This is a genomic window from Aeromonas caviae (genome assembly GCF_000819785.1).
GTDB lineage: Bacteria > Pseudomonadota > Gammaproteobacteria > Enterobacterales > Aeromonadaceae > Aeromonas > Aeromonas caviae.
On sequence record NZ_CDBK01000042.1, the window covers coordinates 86,264 to 100,265 of the forward strand.

The following is a 14,002-nucleotide window of genomic DNA, read 5'->3' on the forward strand; positions in this document are numbered from 1 at the left end:
CGAAGAATAGGCAATTCTAGCAATCTGTGGCGATGGGCCCAAGCAAGAATCCGTAAAAAGTCGGTGCAATATCACATCGGGGCCGACGGATGCGGCCCCGATGTGTTTCCGTCAGAGGATGGCGCTGGCCGTGGCCACGATGAGGAAGGCGATGGTGCCGAGCAGGGTCTCCATCACGGTCCAGGTCTTGAGGGTGGTCTTCTCGTCCATGTTGAGGAAGCGGCTGACCAGCCAGAAGCCGGAGTCATTGAAGTGGGAGAGCACGGTGGCGCCCCCGGCGATGGCGATGACGATGAAGGTCAGGTCCAGCTCGCTCAGGCCGGTGGTGGCGGCCACGGTCGGCGCCATCAGGGCGGCGGTAGTGGTCAGGGCCACGGTGGCGGAACCCTGGGCGACCCGCAGCGCGGCGGACACCAGGAAGGCTGCCAGGATCACCGGCATGCCGGTATCGGAGAGCACGTCGGCCAGGGCAGTGCCGATGCCGCTCGCCCGCAATACGCCGCCGAACATGCCGCCGGCACCGGTGACCAGGATGACGGCGCAGACCGGGGCCAGGGCGTCGTTGCAGAACTTCTCGAGCTGCACCTTGCCCTGGCTCTGGCGGAACATCCAGAGGGCGTACAGCACGGTGATGAGCAGGGCGACCGGGGTCTTGCCGACCATGCGCAGCACGTTGACCCAGTCCGCACCCTTGTCGATGACGCCCATGACGCTCAGGGTATTGAGGCCGGTATCCATGAAGATGAGCACCAGCGGCAGCAGCAGGATGGAGATCACCTGGCCGAAGCTCGGCGCCTTGTCGGAGAGCTGCTCGGCACTGGCAGTGAAGCTCGGGGGCAGGGGCAGCTCAAACTTCTTGCCGGACCAGAGCCCGAACAGGTAGGCACCCAGATACCAGGTGGGCAGCGCGACCAGCAGACCCACGACGGTGAGCAGACCGATGTTGGCACCCAGCAGCTCGCTGGCGGCCACCGGGCCCGGGTGGGGCGGCAGGAAGGCGTGCATCACCGCAAAGGCACCGGCGGAGGGCAGGGCATACTTGAGGACGGAGCCGCCGAACTGCTTCGCCACGCTGAAGATGATGGGCAGCATGACGATGAGGCCGGCGTCGAAGAAGATCGGGAAGCCGAACAGCAGGGAGGCCACACCCAGCGCGAAGGGGGCGCGGTGGGAGCCGAAGCGGTTGATCAGGGTATCGGCCAGTACCTTGGCGCCCCCCGTCATCTCCAGGATCCTGCCTATCATGGCGCCGAGGCCGACCAGCAGCGCGACCGAGGCCAGGGTGCCGCCGAAACCGGTCAGCATGGTGGGGATCACCTGGTCATAGGTGACCCCGGTGGCCAGGGCCGTCAGCATGCTGACCAGGGTCAATGCCACGAAGGCATGTACCTTGAATCGCATGATCAGCACCAGCAACATGACAATGGCTCCGCCCGCTACCGAGAGCAGATAGGCGACATCGGGTGTGTTCATTGCTCCGTCCATAAAATTGTCCTCAAATGGTTCTAGTTGTTGTTCTGCACATTTCTGTGCTGCACTTCACATTGCGAAACGTTACCGGTAACATGTTACCGGTAACGTGGTAGCTTAGAACCCATCAGGCGAACGTTTTTTGAAAAGTGAGAGAGAGGTCAAATAATGGCGGGCAAGTGCATTATCGTGATGGGTGTGTGTGGCAGCGGCAAGTCCAGCATCGGCCTCAAGGTGGCCAATGCCCTGGGGGCCAAGTTCATCGACGGCGATGATCTGCACCCTCGCGCGAACATCCAGAAGATGGCGGCGGGCAACCCGCTCAACGACGAAGACAGGGCCCCCTGGCTGGAGCGGATCCGCGATGCGGCCTACAGCCTGGAGCGCAAGAACGAGCTCGGCGTCATCGTCTGCTCGGCCCTCAAGAAGCAGTACCGCGACCAGATCCGCGAGGGTAACGACTCGGTGAGTTTCCTGTTTCTGGATGGCAGCCAGTCCCTCATTCTCGAACGGATGCGGGCACGGCAGGGCCACTTCATGCGCGAAGCCATGGTACAAAGCCAGTTTGATACCCTGGAGCGACCGGATGGCGAGCCCGGCGTGTTTCGCATCGATATCGACGGGACCTTCGAACAGGTGGTCGACCGTGCCGTCACCGCGCTGACGCAGGCGCAATGAGCCATGTCGCGCGCCCGGCTGCGGCCGACCGCGCCCGTATATAGAGTTGGAGAGAAAGCTATGACCCATCCCGTGATCACCCAGGTGACCAACCGCATCCGCGAGCGCAGCACCGCCCGCCGTGCCCGCTTCCTGGCCCGCATCCAGCGCCAGGCCGATCAGGGCAAGACCCGCGCCTCCCTCTCCTGTGGCAACCTGGCCCACGCCGTGGCCGCCTCGAGCTGTGACGAGAAGGGGCGGATCCTCGACATGACCCGCGCCAACGTGGCCATCGTCACCGCCTACAACGACATGCTGAGTGCCCATCAGCCCTATCAGGGCTACCCGGACATCATCAAGGGTGCCCTGGCCGAGCTCGGCCACAGCGCCCAGGTCGCCGGCGGCGTGCCCGCCATGTGCGACGGCGTGACCCAGGGTCAGCCGGGGATGGACATGTCCCTCTTCTCCCGGGATCTCATCGCCCAGGCCACCGCGGTCTCCCTCTCCCACAACACCTTCGACGCCACCCTGCTGCTCGGCATCTGCGACAAGATTGCCCCGGGCCAGATCATGGGGGCGCTTTCCCACGCCCACCTGCCCACCGCCTTCGTGCCTGCCGGCCCCATGGCGAGCGGCATCAGCAACGACGAGAAGGTAAAGGTGCGCCAGCAGTACGCTGCCGGTGAAGTGGGCCGCGACGCCCTGCTCAAGATGGAGTGCGGCGCCTACCACGCGGCGGGCACCTGCACCTTCTACGGCACCGCCAACACCAACCAGCTGGTGTTCGAAGCCATGGGCCTGATGCTGCCGGGCTCCGCCTTCGTGCATCCGCACAGCGAGCTGCGCCACGCCCTCACCGAGGAAGCGGCCCGCCGCATCAGCGCCATGATCCCGGGCTCCCCGGCCTATCGCCCCCTGAGTGCGGTGATCGACGAGCGCGCCCTGGTCAACGGCCTGGTGGCCCTGCTTGCCTCCGGCGGCAGCACCAACCACAGCATCCACATGGTGGCGCTGGCCCGCGCCGCCGGGCTGGAGCTGACCTGGGACGACCTGAGCGATCTCTCCGACGTGGTGCCGCTCCTGGTGCGCATGTACCCGAACGGCCCGGCGGACGTCAACGCCTTCGAACAGGCGGGGGGCGTGCCCGGCCTGATGCGTCGTCTGGCCGAAGAGGGGCTGATCCACCTGGATGCCACCCCGGTCTTCGGCGAGATGCAGGACTACCTCAGCCGTCCGGCACTGGTGGATGGCAAGCTGGTGTGGCAACCGGTGGGCGAGAGCGCGGATCCGAGCGTGCTCTCCCCCTCTGGCAGCGAGTTCCAGGCCACCGGCGGCACCAAGCTGCTGGCGGGCAACCTGGGCCGCGCCGTGGTCAAGGTCTCCGCCGTGGCTCCCGAATATCGGGTGATTGAAGCTCCGGCCCGGGTCTTCTCTTCCCAGCATGCGGTGGAGGCGGCCTACAAGGCCGGTGAGTTGAACCAGGACGCCGTCATCGTGGTGCGCCACAACGGCCCGGCCGCCAACGGCATGCCGGAGCTGCACAAGCTGATGCCGGTGCTTGGCAACCTGCAGAAGGCGGGTCACAAGGTGGCCCTGGTCACCGACGGCCGTCTCTCCGGCGCCTCCGGCAAGATCCCGGCCGCCATCCACGTCACCCCGGAAGCGCTGCACGGCGGGGCCATCGGCCTGCTCGCCGATGGCGACCTGCTGCGGGTGGATGCCGAGTCTGGCCGCCTCGACTGCCTGACCGATTTGAGCGGCCGTACCCAGGCCGAGATCGACCTCACCCTGGAACAAGAGGGGTGGGGCCGTGAACTGTTCAGCGTGATGCGTCGCGCGGTATCGAGCGCCGAGTGCGGCGCCACCATCTTTGACTAAGGAAGAGCTATGCAGAACTGGAAAGTGACCCCTGCCGAGGTGTTTGCCGCCTCCCCCCTGGTACCCGTGATGGTCATCAACGACCTGGAGCAGGCCCTGCCGATGGCCAAGGCCCTGCTGGATGGCGGCATCTCGGTGTTCGAGATCACCCTGCGCACCCCGGTGGCGCTGGACGCCATCGCCCTCATCGCCAAGGCGATGCCGGATGCCATGGTCGGTGCCGGTACCGTGCTCAACTGCGCGCAGTTTGATGCCGCCGTCGCTGCCGGTGCCCGCTTCGTCATCTCCCCGGGCATGACCCCGGCCCTGCTGGCCCACGCGGCCAAGAGCACGGCGCCGCTGATCCCGGGCGTGGCCACCCCGTCCGAGGTGATGCAGGCGCTGGAAGCAGGCTACGACCACCTCAAATTCTTCCCGGCCGAGGCGAACGGCGGCACCAAGGCACTCTCCGCCATCGCGGCGCCCCTGCCCCAGGTGAAATTCTGCCCCACCGGCGGCATCGGCCCGAAAAACGTGGCCGACTACCTGGCGCTGAAATGTGTGGCCACCGTCGGCGGCTCCTGGATGCTGCCGGCAGACGCCGTCAAGAGCGGCAACTGGGAGGAGGTGACCCGCCTCTCCCGGGAAGCGGTTGAATTGGTTAAACGCTAAGCAAATATCGTTTAGAAAAATTAAACAGGCCACCCCCGGGTGGCCTGCTGTTTTTCCGCCCCCGGAGGGGGTGGGCCGTTTGCTTCCGGCCTCGCCCTGGCTTAAGGTCGGGGGCCGCCCCTCTCCCCTGGAGCCTTCATGTCCTGTCTGCATCCATCCTACCCGCAAGGGCACTTCACCGCGCTGCACTGCCACCCCCATGCCCAATACTGCTATCTGCACGACGGGGGCGGCATCATCACGGGGCGAGGGGAGGGAGAACTGCTGGTGGCGGGCCAGATCTGCTTTATTCCGGCGGGGTGGGAGCACGAGTTTCGCGTGCTGCGCCGCTCCCGGCTCTCCCTCCTCTATGTGCCGACGTCGGCCCGCACCGCCTTCGGCCCCTTGCAGGCCAGCCCGCTGCTGGCGGGCCTCTTCGCCCGCCTGCCCGAGCTGGCCGAGGAGGAGGTGAAGGGAGCCTATCTGACGGTGCTTGGCCAGGAGCTGGAGCGCGCCGACCCGCTCGCGGCGCGCATTCCCCTCACCGGTGAGCTGGACCCGCGCCTGTTGCGGGTGCTGGACAGGGTGTGCCAAGCGCCCGCCATCCATCTGACGCTGACGGCGCTGGCGGCAGATTGCGGCGCCTCGGTGCGCACCCTCAACCGGCTCTTCCTCCAGCAGCTGGGGTGCAGCTTTCGCCAGTGGCGGGAGCAGGTGGTGCTGGGACGGGCGCGCCAGTTGCAGCACCGGGGGCTCACGCTGGCCCAGATCGCCGATCGGCTCGGCTACGAGGATCCCGGTGCCTTGTCCCGCGCCCTCCAGCGCCTTGCCCGGCGCGAACCGGCGGCCTGAGGGCGCATTGTCTGCCTTCCTGCTCGCCATGGCGGTGTCTGCGGGTTGCCGGCAGTCAGCGCCGCGAGCCGATATCTGCATCCTCCTTGCTGCCTGCCAGCAGACAGGTCACCTCGTCGGTATGGCAGATCCGATCGCCGCGAAAGGTGAAGAGGCCGCTCACCTTGCAGACCAGGGTGCCGCCGTCCTGGCGGGTGGCCCGTACCACATGGGTCGAGTGCACCCGCTCCCCCTGCGCCAGGGTGGCGACAAACTCGATGCTCGCCCCGGCCAGATGGCGGCGCAGTGTGGCGATGTGCTGGTGAAACGCCGGGTAGTCGAGCCGCTCGCCGTTCACCTCCTGGCAGTAGTCGGGGGTGAACCAGGCGTCGAGCTCCGCCAGGGGGAAGGCGGGATCACAGATGACGCGCTGCAGGCAGGCTTTCAATCGTTCGGTGTGGTGCATGGTCTGCTCCTGACAGGGGGGATGGAGGAGCCAGCATAGGCCAGGGGACGGCGAGGGGAGAGGGGGGAAGGCGCCATCATGGCGGTCGAACGCGCCATGATGGCCGGGGATCAGCCGAGGCTTTCCCCCTCATAGAGGGAGAAGCCGATGTCCTTGCACCTGGTCGCCAGCGGCTGGCCGCCGAGGCGGGCCAGCAGCATGATGGCGGCTTCGCGACCTATGGTCTCGCGGGGGGTGACGATACTGGCGAGCTTGGGGGTCATGGCGTGGCCGATGTCGAGGGCGTTGCTGCCGGCAATGGCCACCTGCTGGGGCACCGGGATCCACCTGGCCTGGCATTGCAGCAGGGCCCCCACCGCCAGGTCGTCGTTGGTGCAGAACAGGCCGTCGAGATCGGGGAAGCGCGCCATGGCCTGGGCCAGCAGCTCTCCCCCCAGGGTGAAGCTGGAGGATTGCTCCGTCAGCAGGTGCTGGCCGGTCAGACCGAAATCGGCCATCGCCTGGTAGTAGCCTTCCATTCGCAGCTGGGTGCGCACGTCGAGCCGGGCGCCGAGGTAGATCACCTTGCGCCGTCCCCGGCGCAGCATCTCTGTTACCATGGCCCGGGCGGCGGCCCGATGATCCATGCCCACCACCATGTCGATGGGGGAGAGGGGCAGATCCATGGTCTCCACCACCGGGATGCCGGCGGTGGCGATCATCTTGCGGGTGCGCTCGGTGTGCTGGGTGTCCGAGAGGATGAGCCCGTCCACGTTGTAGGAGAGGAGCGAGGCGACCTGCTCCTCCTCCCGCTCCGGGCTGTAGCCGTAGTGGGCGAGCAGGGTCTGGTAGCCGGCGGGCCGGGTCACCGCCTCGATGCCGTGGATCACCGCCGAGAAGACCTGGTTGGAGAGGGAGGGGATCAGGATGCCGATCGCCTTGCTGGTGGCGTTCGACAGCATGTCCGGCGCCCGGTTCGGGATGTAGCCGAGCTCCTCCACCGCGGCGGCGATGCGCTCGCGGGTCCCTTCGGCCACGGCGGACGGGTCGCGCAGGTAGCGGCTGACGGTCATCTTGGTGACACCGGTCAGGTCGGCAATGTCCTGCAGGGTAGGGCGGCGCTTGCGGGTGTCGTTCATCTGGGGATCCGGCAAAAAATGTTACACGTAACATTACCGTTTTTGCACGGCAATGTCAGCATATGACGCCATCAACAGGGGGCAGGGGATGATCAAGGGCAGGTGTTTCGAGGGGGTCCACTTCGAGCAGCAGGAGGTGGAGGGGGAGCAGTTCCAGGGGTGCCGCTTCATCGGCTGTCACTTCTCCTGGCTCGATCTCGGGGAGAGCCGCTTCGTCGACTGCAGCTTCTATGACAGGGAACGGGAGCTGGGCTGCCTGTTTCAGGGCTGCGATCTGAGGGAGGCGAGCTTCCTGCGCTGCGATCTCACCCTGGCGGACTTCGGCCGCAGCCAGTGTCTTGGGCTGGAGATGCGCGACTGCCAGGCCATGGGGATCAACTTCGCCCATGCCAGTTTCGCCAACCGGATCACTGCCAAAAGCTACTTCTGCGAGGCCCACCTCACCGGCAACAACTTCAGCTACGCCAACTTCGAAAGCTGCCTGCTGGAGCGGTGCGAGCTTGCCGGCAACCGCTGGCAGGGGGCCAACCTGCTGGGCGCCTCCCTGGCTGGCTCGGATCTCTGCGGCTCCGAGTTCGGGCAAATCGACTGGACCAGCTTCAACCTGCAAGGCTGCGATCTGCGCCAGTGCGATCTGCCCGGCCTGGATCTGCGCCGGGTCAACCTCGCCGGGGTGCAGATCACTGAAGATCAGCAGCAGGGGCTGCTGGAGCAGATCGGGCTGGTGGTCTTCCCCTGAGCGGGGTGGAAAAGAGGTAAGTTTTCATCATCGGGGCGGGCGGTGTGGTGCCTCCCCTGCCAAGCAAAAAGCCTGCGCGATGCAGACTTTTTGTCGGGTGAAGTGGTAAACGACGCGGTGTTGCTGTCTTTTGCTCCCTGCTCCCCTCGCGGGAGAAGGGCTGGAGATGAGGTAGCGGACTCCGATCGGGCACCGCCAAGGCGGGCTTAGCGTCTGGCCAGCCACTTGGTCGGGTTGATGGCCTCGCCCTGATAGCGGATCTCGAAGTAGAGGCCGGAGCGCTCCTGTCCGCCGCTGTCGCCGACCAGGGCCACGGGCTCACCCTGCTCCACCTTTTGTCCCACCTGGCGCAGCAGCGACTGGTTGTGGCCGTAGAGGCTCATGTAGCCCTTGCCGTGGTCGATGACCAGCAGCATGCCGAAGCCGTCGAGCCAGTCGGCGTAGACCACCTGTCCCGGTGCCACCGCCTTGACCTGGGTCCCTTCGCTGGCGCCGATCAGGGTGCCCTTCCACTTCAGCTCGGCGGTACGTGGCGAGCCGTAGGAGATGAGGATGGGGCCCTGCACCGGCCAGCGCAGGTTGCCACCCGTGCTCAGACCGCCGTAGCCGTTGCTGCTTGCCTTGGCGCTGTTGCGGGCGGCTGCTTGCTGCTGCGCCACCTTGGCCTGCTGTTCGGCGACGCGTTGCTGCCGGGCCGCCAGCCGCTGCTGTTCGCCGACCTGGCGCTGCTGGGCCGCGATCCGCTGCTGCTCCTCGATGCGTTTCTGTTCGGCTGCCAGGCGCTGGGCCTCCAGACGGCGCTGGCGCTCCTGCTCGGCCTTGATCTTGGCGAGGCGCTCCCGCTCGGCCCGTTCGCGGCGTTCCTTTTCTTCCTGCTGACGACGCAGCTCTTCCAGCCGCGCCTTGAGCGCTTTCTCCGCCTTGACCAGCTTGTCGAGCTTCTGCTCGTCGGCCTGCACCGATTGCTGCAACTGGTTGCGCACCTTGGCACGGCTCTGCTGGCTGGCCAGCAGGCTCTGGTGATGTTCCTGCTGCTCGCCGAGCAGGGTCTGGAGGCGGTTCTCGGTCTCCCTGGTGGCCTGCTGGTTCTTGGCCAGCTTGTCACGGGTGGCACGCAGGGCTTCAATGGCCTCGATACGGGCCTTGTTGAGGTAGTCGAAATAGTCGAGGGCGCGGCTCAGTTTGGCCGGATCCTGCTGGTTGAGCAGCAGTTTGAGGTAATCGTGGTTGCCCGCCTGGAAGGCGCTTTCCGCCTGCTTGGCCAGCAACTGCTTCTGGTGTTTGGCTTGTTGCTCCAGTGCCAGCTTGTCCTGCTGCAGGGACGCCAGCTTCTGCTGGTTCTGCCGGAGTTGCTGTCTGGTCTGCTCGAGTTTGGCGGCGGCAGCCGAAATGGCCTGCTCGTCAGCCTTGAGCTGGGTGTTGAGCTTGGCAAGCTCCTGCTTGCTGAGCTTGAGGGTCTGTTGCTGTTCCTTGATCTGGGACTGCATGGCCCCCAGCTGCTGGTTCGCAGCCTGGGCTGTGCCGGTACCGCCGATCAGGCAAAAAAACAGCGCGCCGGCCAACAGGCCGACGCGACTGGTTTTCTGTGAAATAATTTCGCATCCCCGCATGGGGCAGGATTATTTCAGAATCATCAGGGGCTTGCCAGTCATTTCCGGCGGCACCGGCAGACCCATCAGGGTCAGCATGGTGGGGGCCAGATCGGACAGTTTGCCACCTTCGGCGACCTCGGCTTTACGACCGAAGTAGATGAGGGGAACCGGCAGATTGGTGTGGGCGGTGTGGGCCTGACCAGTCTCTTCGTCCATCATCTTCTCGGCGTTGCCATGGTCGGCGGTGATGAGGCACTCGCCACCCACTTCCGCCAGGGCGTCGGTGACGCGACCGATGCAGTGGTCGACCGCTTCACAGGCTTTGACGGCCGCATCGAACACGCCGGTGTGGCCGACCATGTCGCCGTTCGGGTAGTTGCAGATGATGACGTCGTACTTGCCGCTCTTGATGGCCGCAACCAGCTTGTCGGTCAGCTCTTCGGAGCTCATCTCCGGCTGCAGGTCATAGGTGGCCACTTTCGGGCTGGCGACGATTTCGCGATCTTCGCCGCTGAAGCAGGCCTCTTCGCCACCGTTGAAGAAGAAGGTGACGTGGGCGTACTTCTCGGTCTCGGAGATGCGCAGCTGGGTCTTGCCCTGCTTGGCCAGCCACTCGCCCAGGGTATTGACCAGGGCGGTGGGCGGATAGGCGCAGGCGGTTTTGATGTCGGCCGCGTATTCGGTCAGCATCACGAAGTGCAGGGCCGGGGTGGCGGTGCGGGCGAAGCCGGTGAAGTCGGTATCGACGAAGGCGCGGGTGATTTCGCGGGCGCGGTCGGCGCGGAAGTTCATGAAGATCAGCGCATCGCCGTCGATCATCGGTACAGCGTCGCCGATGCGGGTGGCTTTGACGAACTCGTCGTTCTCGTCGCGGGCATAGGCGGCGGCCAGCGCGTCGGTGGCGTTGTCGGCGGTGAATTCGCCCTTGCCCTGAGTCATCAGGTCATAGGCCTGCTGCACGCGATCCCAGCGGTTGTCGCGGTCCATGGCGTAGTAACGACCGATCATGGAGGCGAAACGACCCTTGCCCAGGCGGGCAAACAGGGCGTCGAACAGCTCGATGGAGGACTGGGCACTGCGCGGCGGGACGTCGCGGCCATCCAGGAAGGCGTGGAAGTAGATCTGCTCGGCGCCACGCTTGGCGGCCATCTCGATCATGCCCATGATGTGCTCTTCGTGGCTGTGTACGCCACCCGGGGACATCAGACCCATGATGTGCACGGCCTTGCCCTTGGTCACGGCAGCGTCGACAGCCTTGGCCAGCTCGACGTTCTGGAAGAAGTCGCCGTCCTGGATGTCCTTGGAGATGCGGGTCAGCTCCTGATAGACGACGCGACCGGCTCCGATGTTGGTGTGGCCCACTTCGGAGTTGCCCATCTGGCCGTCCGGCAGACCCACGTCCAGGCCGGAGCCGGAGATCAGGGTGCTGGTGTAGTCACGGGCCAGGCGATCCAGGTTGGGGGTCTTGGCGGCAGCAACGGCGTTGTACTCTTGCTTGGTGCTGTAGCCCCAACCGTCCATGATGACCAGAACCAGCGGTTTCTTAGCTGTTGACATAAGGCTATGTCCTCTCGGATAGGAATGAATTGCGGGAAGTGAAACTAGCGTAATATTACTACATCTGCCGAAATAGTCACCTGATAGCCAAGTCCCTCTCCAGCCTCGCTTTTTAACTGTTATCCCGCTGTTTTAGGCATGTTGCCGGCTTGTCTGCCTCGGCGGGTTTTCCTCTGTTTTCCCCCTCTTTTCGGCATGACGCATCCTCTCGTTCGGCCCGGTTGGAGGAGGAAGAATCGGCAGCCATCCCTGATGGGAGCTTGCTCTCGCTTTGCCGCCAAGATGGCTGATCTTATGCAGGGCCCCATGTATACTCGGGCCCTTGTCTTGGTCCCTGGATAGTAGAAGATGCAAGAGTATTTGGATTTCGCGGCCCGCAATCCGCTGCTGACCGCAGCCTGGTTGGGCCTGGCAGGCACCCTGGTGTACACCACTGTGCGTGTTCGTTTTTCTCCAGTGAAGGCGGTCAACAACCACGCCGCTACCCTGCTTATCAACCGTGAAAATGCCACCGTCGTGGACATTCGCAGTCAGGATGAATTTGCCAAAGGTCATCTGGCCGGGGCCCATCACCTGCCGCTCGCCCAGATCCAGGCGAATAATCTGGGTCCGGTTGAAAAGCACAAGGATGCCCCCATCATAGTGGTGTGCGAGTCGGGGATGACCGCTGGTGGCGCGGGTCGCCAACTGAGCAAGGCCGGTTTCAAGCAGGTGTATGTGCTCAGCGGTGGCATGGCCCAATGGCGTGCAGACAATCTGCCGGTGACCAAAAAACGCTGATTTAAGGGCCTGCGCCCACTCATTATCTTAAAAAGGAATCAAACGAAATGGCTGACGAAATCAACAACCAGGAAGTGCAACCGGAATTCCACATCCAGCGTGTCTACACCAAGGATGTCTCCTTCGAAGCCCCGAATACTCCGCACATCTTCCAGAAAGAGTGGCAGCCGGACGTCAAGCTGGACATGGACACCAAGACCAATGTCCTGGCCGACAGCGTCTATGAAGTGGTGCTGACCCTGACTGTCACCTGCAAGCTGGAAACCGAGACCGCCTTCCTGTGCGAAGTGCAGCAAGCCGGCATCTTCACCATCGGCAACCTGCCTGAGCCGCAACTGGCCCACTGCCTGGCGGCTTTCTGCCCGAATATCCTGTTCCCGTATGCCCGCGAAGCGGTGTCCAACCTGGTGAGCAAGGGTTCCTTCCCGCAGCTGAACCTAGCACCGGTCAACTTCGACGCCCTGTTCGCCCAGCACATGGCGCAGGTACAGGCCCAGCAGGCGACTGCGGAAGCCTGATAATGGCCGACCAGATCGCAATCTCGGTCCTGGGGGCGGGGTCTTATGGCTCCGCCCTTGCCATTTCTCTGGCGCGCAATGGTCATCCGACCCTGCTGTGGGGTCACGACCCTGCCCATGTCGCCGAGCTGGAACAGGATCGCTGCAACAAGGCATTCTTGCCGGATGTCCCCTTCCCGGCCGATCTGCAACTGACGTCGGATCTGCAGGCGGCGGTGCAAGCCGCTCCCGTGCTGCTGCTGGTGGTGCCGAGCCATGTGTTCGGCCAGGTACTGGCCCGGGTCAAACCCTTCCTGCGCCCGGATACCCGGATCGCCTGGGCCACCAAGGGGCTGGAGCCGGACAGCGGCCGTCTGCTGCAAGAGGTGGCGCGGGAGGTGCTGGGGGATGCCATTCCACTGGCGGTCATCTCGGGCCCGACCTTCGCCCGCGAGCTGGCTGCCGGTCTGCCGACCGCCATCTCGGTGGCCTCGACCCACGACGACTTTGCCGACGATCTCTCCCACCTGCTGCACTGCGGCCGCTCGTTCCGGGTCTATACCAATCCGGACTTCATCGGTCTGCAGCTGGGCGGGGCGGTCAAGAACGTCATCGCCATCGGTGCCGGTCTCTCTGACGGACTCGGCTTTGGCGCCAACGCCAGAACCGCGCTCATCACTCGGGGCCTGGTGGAGATGCAGCGTCTGGGCGCCGCCCTCGGGGCCGACGCCAAGACCTTCATGGGGATGGCGGGGCTCGGGGATCTGGTACTGACCTGTACCGACAACCAGTCGCGCAACCGCCGTTTCGGTCTGGCGCTGGGAGCGGGCAAGTCGGTTGACACCGCCATGGCCGAGATAGGCCAGGTGGTGGAAGGCTATCGCAACACCAAGGAGGTGCATCTGCTGGCGGCCCGCTGTGGCGTCGAGATGCCCATCTGCGAACAGATCTTCAAGGTGCTCTACGAGGGCAAGAATCCGAAAGAGGCGGCCATCGCCCTGCTGTCGCGAGACAAGAAGGACGAGTGATCTGCCAGCCGCAGCATGCAAAAGGCCCCGCCAGCTGGCGGGGCCTTTTCTTTGCCGCAAGGGGCAAATCAGTAGTAGGAGTGGTCGCCGCGCTGGTGCTCGGTGGCATCCTTGACGCCGTTGAGCTCGCCCGGGAATTTCTCCAGCAACTGCTTCTCGATCCCCTCTTTCAGGGTGTAGTCGACCATGGAGCAACCGTTGCAACCGCCGCCAAACTGCAGGATGGCCAGTTTGTCGTCGGTCAGCTCGACCAGGGTGACCTTGCCGCCGTGACCGGCCAGCATGGGGTTCACCTCGGACATCAACACGTACTCGATACGGTCGATCAGCGGGGCGTCGTCGGCCACCTTGCGCATCTTGGCGTTGGGGGCTTTCAGGGTGAGCTGAGAGCCCATCTGATCGGTGACGAAGTCGATGGTGGCATCCACCAGGAAGGGGGCGCTCAGGGGATCGACCAGGCAGTCGAAGCCGCTGAAGGGCAGGTGCTGATCTTCCGGATCGACCGCGTCGGGTGGGCAATAGGATACGCCGCACTCGGCATTCTGGGTTCCCGGATTGACCACAAACACCCGGATGTTGGTGCCATCAGGCTGCTTCTCCAGCAACTTGCGGAAGTGGGCCTGGGCGGTGTCGGAAATGCTGATCATCACTATCCTCATAAACCTGAGTGTACGACTAGGGTATTCATGATAACTCGCTTGGCGGGGCTTGGGTAGCGTGCCGATGGTGAGCCTGTGAGCCCGGGCGTATCGGAATCAT

At 64.6% G+C, this 14,002-nt stretch carries 14 protein-coding genes; 8 read left to right on the forward strand and 6 right to left on the reverse strand.

Features of this window, described 5'->3' with window-relative positions; all coding sequences use genetic code 11:
- Nucleotides 1–111: 111 nt before the first annotated feature.
- Nucleotides 112–1,473 (reverse strand): GntP family permease, encoded by a 1,362-nt coding sequence (locus BN1120_RS06450; RefSeq protein WP_223916553.1) that lies wholly within the window; start codon nt 1,471–1,473, stop codon nt 112–114.
- A gap of 165 nt (nt 1,474–1,638) precedes the next feature.
- On the opposite strand from BN1120_RS06450, the gene BN1120_RS06455 reads away from it, so the two are divergent.
- From BN1120_RS06455 to BN1120_RS06470, 4 genes are all read left to right on the forward strand, one after another.
- Nucleotides 1,639–2,148, forward strand: a complete 510-nt coding sequence (locus BN1120_RS06455) for a gluconokinase (protein WP_039039504.1) — start codon at nt 1,639–1,641, stop codon at nt 2,146–2,148.
- Between the two features lie 60 nt (nt 2,149–2,208).
- Nucleotides 2,209–4,005, forward strand: a complete 1,797-nt coding sequence (edd, locus tag BN1120_RS06460; protein ID WP_042015255.1) for a phosphogluconate dehydratase — start codon at nt 2,209–2,211, stop codon at nt 4,003–4,005.
- Between the two features lie 9 nt (nt 4,006–4,014).
- Nucleotides 4,015–4,656, forward strand: coding sequence for a bifunctional 4-hydroxy-2-oxoglutarate aldolase/2-dehydro-3-deoxy-phosphogluconate aldolase (locus BN1120_RS06465; RefSeq protein ID WP_039039502.1), 642 nt, complete (start codon nt 4,015–4,017; stop codon nt 4,654–4,656).
- A 138-nt stretch (nt 4,657–4,794) separates the two neighbouring features.
- A complete protein-coding gene (locus BN1120_RS06470; protein ID WP_041212169.1) occupies nt 4,795–5,487 on the forward strand; it encodes a helix-turn-helix domain-containing protein in 693 nt (230 codons plus the stop codon).
- A gap of 55 nt (nt 5,488–5,542) precedes the next feature.
- Here BN1120_RS06470 and BN1120_RS06475 read toward each other — a convergent pair whose 3' ends face one another.
- Together BN1120_RS06475 and BN1120_RS06480 are read right to left on the reverse strand one after the other, a co-directional pair.
- Nucleotides 5,543–5,932, reverse strand: a complete 390-nt coding sequence (locus tag BN1120_RS06475) for a nuclear transport factor 2 family protein (RefSeq protein ID WP_041214080.1) — start codon at nt 5,930–5,932, stop codon at nt 5,543–5,545.
- A 110-nt stretch (nt 5,933–6,042) separates the two neighbouring features.
- Complete coding sequence (locus BN1120_RS06480) at nt 6,043–7,050, reverse strand: substrate-binding domain-containing protein (protein WP_039039499.1); 1,008 nt, start codon at nt 7,048–7,050, stop codon at nt 6,043–6,045.
- 88 nt (nt 7,051–7,138) lie between these two features.
- On the opposite strand from BN1120_RS06480, the gene BN1120_RS06485 reads away from it, so the two are divergent.
- Nucleotides 7,139–7,789: a Qnr family pentapeptide repeat protein gene (locus tag BN1120_RS06485; protein WP_042015257.1), complete on the forward strand. Its 651-nt coding sequence runs from the start codon at nt 7,139–7,141 to the stop codon at nt 7,787–7,789.
- 206 nt (nt 7,790–7,995) lie between these two features.
- On the opposite strand, the gene BN1120_RS06490 is transcribed toward BN1120_RS06485, so the two are convergent.
- Together BN1120_RS06490 and gpmM are read right to left on the reverse strand one after the other, a co-directional pair.
- A complete protein-coding gene (locus BN1120_RS06490) occupies nt 7,996–9,399 on the reverse strand; it encodes a peptidoglycan DD-metalloendopeptidase family protein (RefSeq protein WP_042015258.1) in 1,404 nt (467 codons plus the stop codon).
- Between the two features lie 9 nt (nt 9,400–9,408).
- Nucleotides 9,409–10,938, reverse strand: coding sequence for a 2,3-bisphosphoglycerate-independent phosphoglycerate mutase (gpmM, locus tag BN1120_RS06495; protein ID WP_039039496.1), 1,530 nt, complete (start codon nt 10,936–10,938; stop codon nt 9,409–9,411).
- A gap of 348 nt (nt 10,939–11,286) precedes the next feature.
- On the opposite strand from gpmM, the gene BN1120_RS06500 reads away from it, so the two are divergent.
- The 3 genes from BN1120_RS06500 to gpsA are packed head-to-tail and all read left to right on the forward strand — an operon-like array spanning nt 11,287 to nt 13,243.
- Nucleotides 11,287–11,718 carry a rhodanese-like domain-containing protein gene (locus BN1120_RS06500; RefSeq protein WP_042015259.1) on the forward strand — a complete coding sequence of 144 codons (432 nt, stop codon included), beginning with the start codon at nt 11,287–11,289 and terminating at the stop codon, nt 11,716–11,718.
- A 47-nt stretch (nt 11,719–11,765) separates the two neighbouring features.
- Nucleotides 11,766–12,236, forward strand: a complete 471-nt coding sequence (gene secB, locus BN1120_RS06505; protein ID WP_010672547.1) for a protein-export chaperone SecB — start codon at nt 11,766–11,768, stop codon at nt 12,234–12,236.
- A gap of 2 nt (nt 12,237–12,238) precedes the next feature.
- Complete coding sequence (gene gpsA / locus BN1120_RS06510) at nt 12,239–13,243, forward strand: NAD(P)H-dependent glycerol-3-phosphate dehydrogenase (RefSeq protein WP_010672548.1); 1,005 nt, start codon at nt 12,239–12,241, stop codon at nt 13,241–13,243.
- Between the two features lie 68 nt (nt 13,244–13,311).
- Here gpsA and nfuA read toward each other — a convergent pair whose 3' ends face one another.
- Complete coding sequence (gene nfuA / locus BN1120_RS06515) at nt 13,312–13,890, reverse strand: Fe-S biogenesis protein NfuA (RefSeq protein WP_010672549.1); 579 nt, start codon at nt 13,888–13,890, stop codon at nt 13,312–13,314.
- Nucleotides 13,891–14,002 lie beyond the last annotated feature (112 nt).

What these genes read in the sequence shown, in the direction of transcription:
- BN1120_RS06480 (WP_039039499.1), bottom strand. Translation starts at nt 7,050, where the DNA reads ATGAACGACACCCGCAAGCGCCGCCCTACCCTGCAGGACATTGCCGAC.
- BN1120_RS06450 (WP_223916553.1), bottom strand. Translation starts at nt 1,473, where the DNA reads ATGAACACACCCGATGTCGCCTATCTGCTCTCGGTAGCGGGCGGAGCC.
- BN1120_RS06490 (WP_042015258.1), bottom strand. Translation starts at nt 9,399, where the DNA reads ATGCGGGGATGCGAAATTATTTCACAGAAAACCAGTCGCGTCGGCCTG.
- BN1120_RS06455 (WP_039039504.1), top strand. Translation starts at nt 1,639, where the DNA reads ATGGCGGGCAAGTGCATTATCGTGATGGGTGTGTGTGGCAGCGGCAAG.
- BN1120_RS06475 (WP_041214080.1), bottom strand. Translation starts at nt 5,932, where the DNA reads ATGCACCACACCGAACGATTGAAAGCCTGCCTGCAGCGCGTCATCTGT.
- BN1120_RS06465 (WP_039039502.1), top strand. Translation starts at nt 4,015, where the DNA reads ATGCAGAACTGGAAAGTGACCCCTGCCGAGGTGTTTGCCGCCTCCCCC.
- BN1120_RS06470 (WP_041212169.1), top strand. Translation starts at nt 4,795, where the DNA reads ATGTCCTGTCTGCATCCATCCTACCCGCAAGGGCACTTCACCGCGCTG.
- gpsA (WP_010672548.1), top strand. Translation starts at nt 12,239, where the DNA reads ATGGCCGACCAGATCGCAATCTCGGTCCTGGGGGCGGGGTCTTATGGC.
- secB (WP_010672547.1), top strand. Translation starts at nt 11,766, where the DNA reads ATGGCTGACGAAATCAACAACCAGGAAGTGCAACCGGAATTCCACATC.
- edd (WP_042015255.1), top strand. Translation starts at nt 2,209, where the DNA reads ATGACCCATCCCGTGATCACCCAGGTGACCAACCGCATCCGCGAGCGC.
- nfuA (WP_010672549.1), bottom strand. Translation starts at nt 13,890, where the DNA reads ATGATCAGCATTTCCGACACCGCCCAGGCCCACTTCCGCAAGTTGCTG.
- BN1120_RS06485 (WP_042015257.1), top strand. Translation starts at nt 7,139, where the DNA reads ATGATCAAGGGCAGGTGTTTCGAGGGGGTCCACTTCGAGCAGCAGGAG.
- gpmM (WP_039039496.1), bottom strand. Translation starts at nt 10,938, where the DNA reads ATGTCAACAGCTAAGAAACCGCTGGTTCTGGTCATCATGGACGGTTGG.
- BN1120_RS06500 (WP_042015259.1), top strand. Translation starts at nt 11,287, where the DNA reads ATGCAAGAGTATTTGGATTTCGCGGCCCGCAATCCGCTGCTGACCGCA.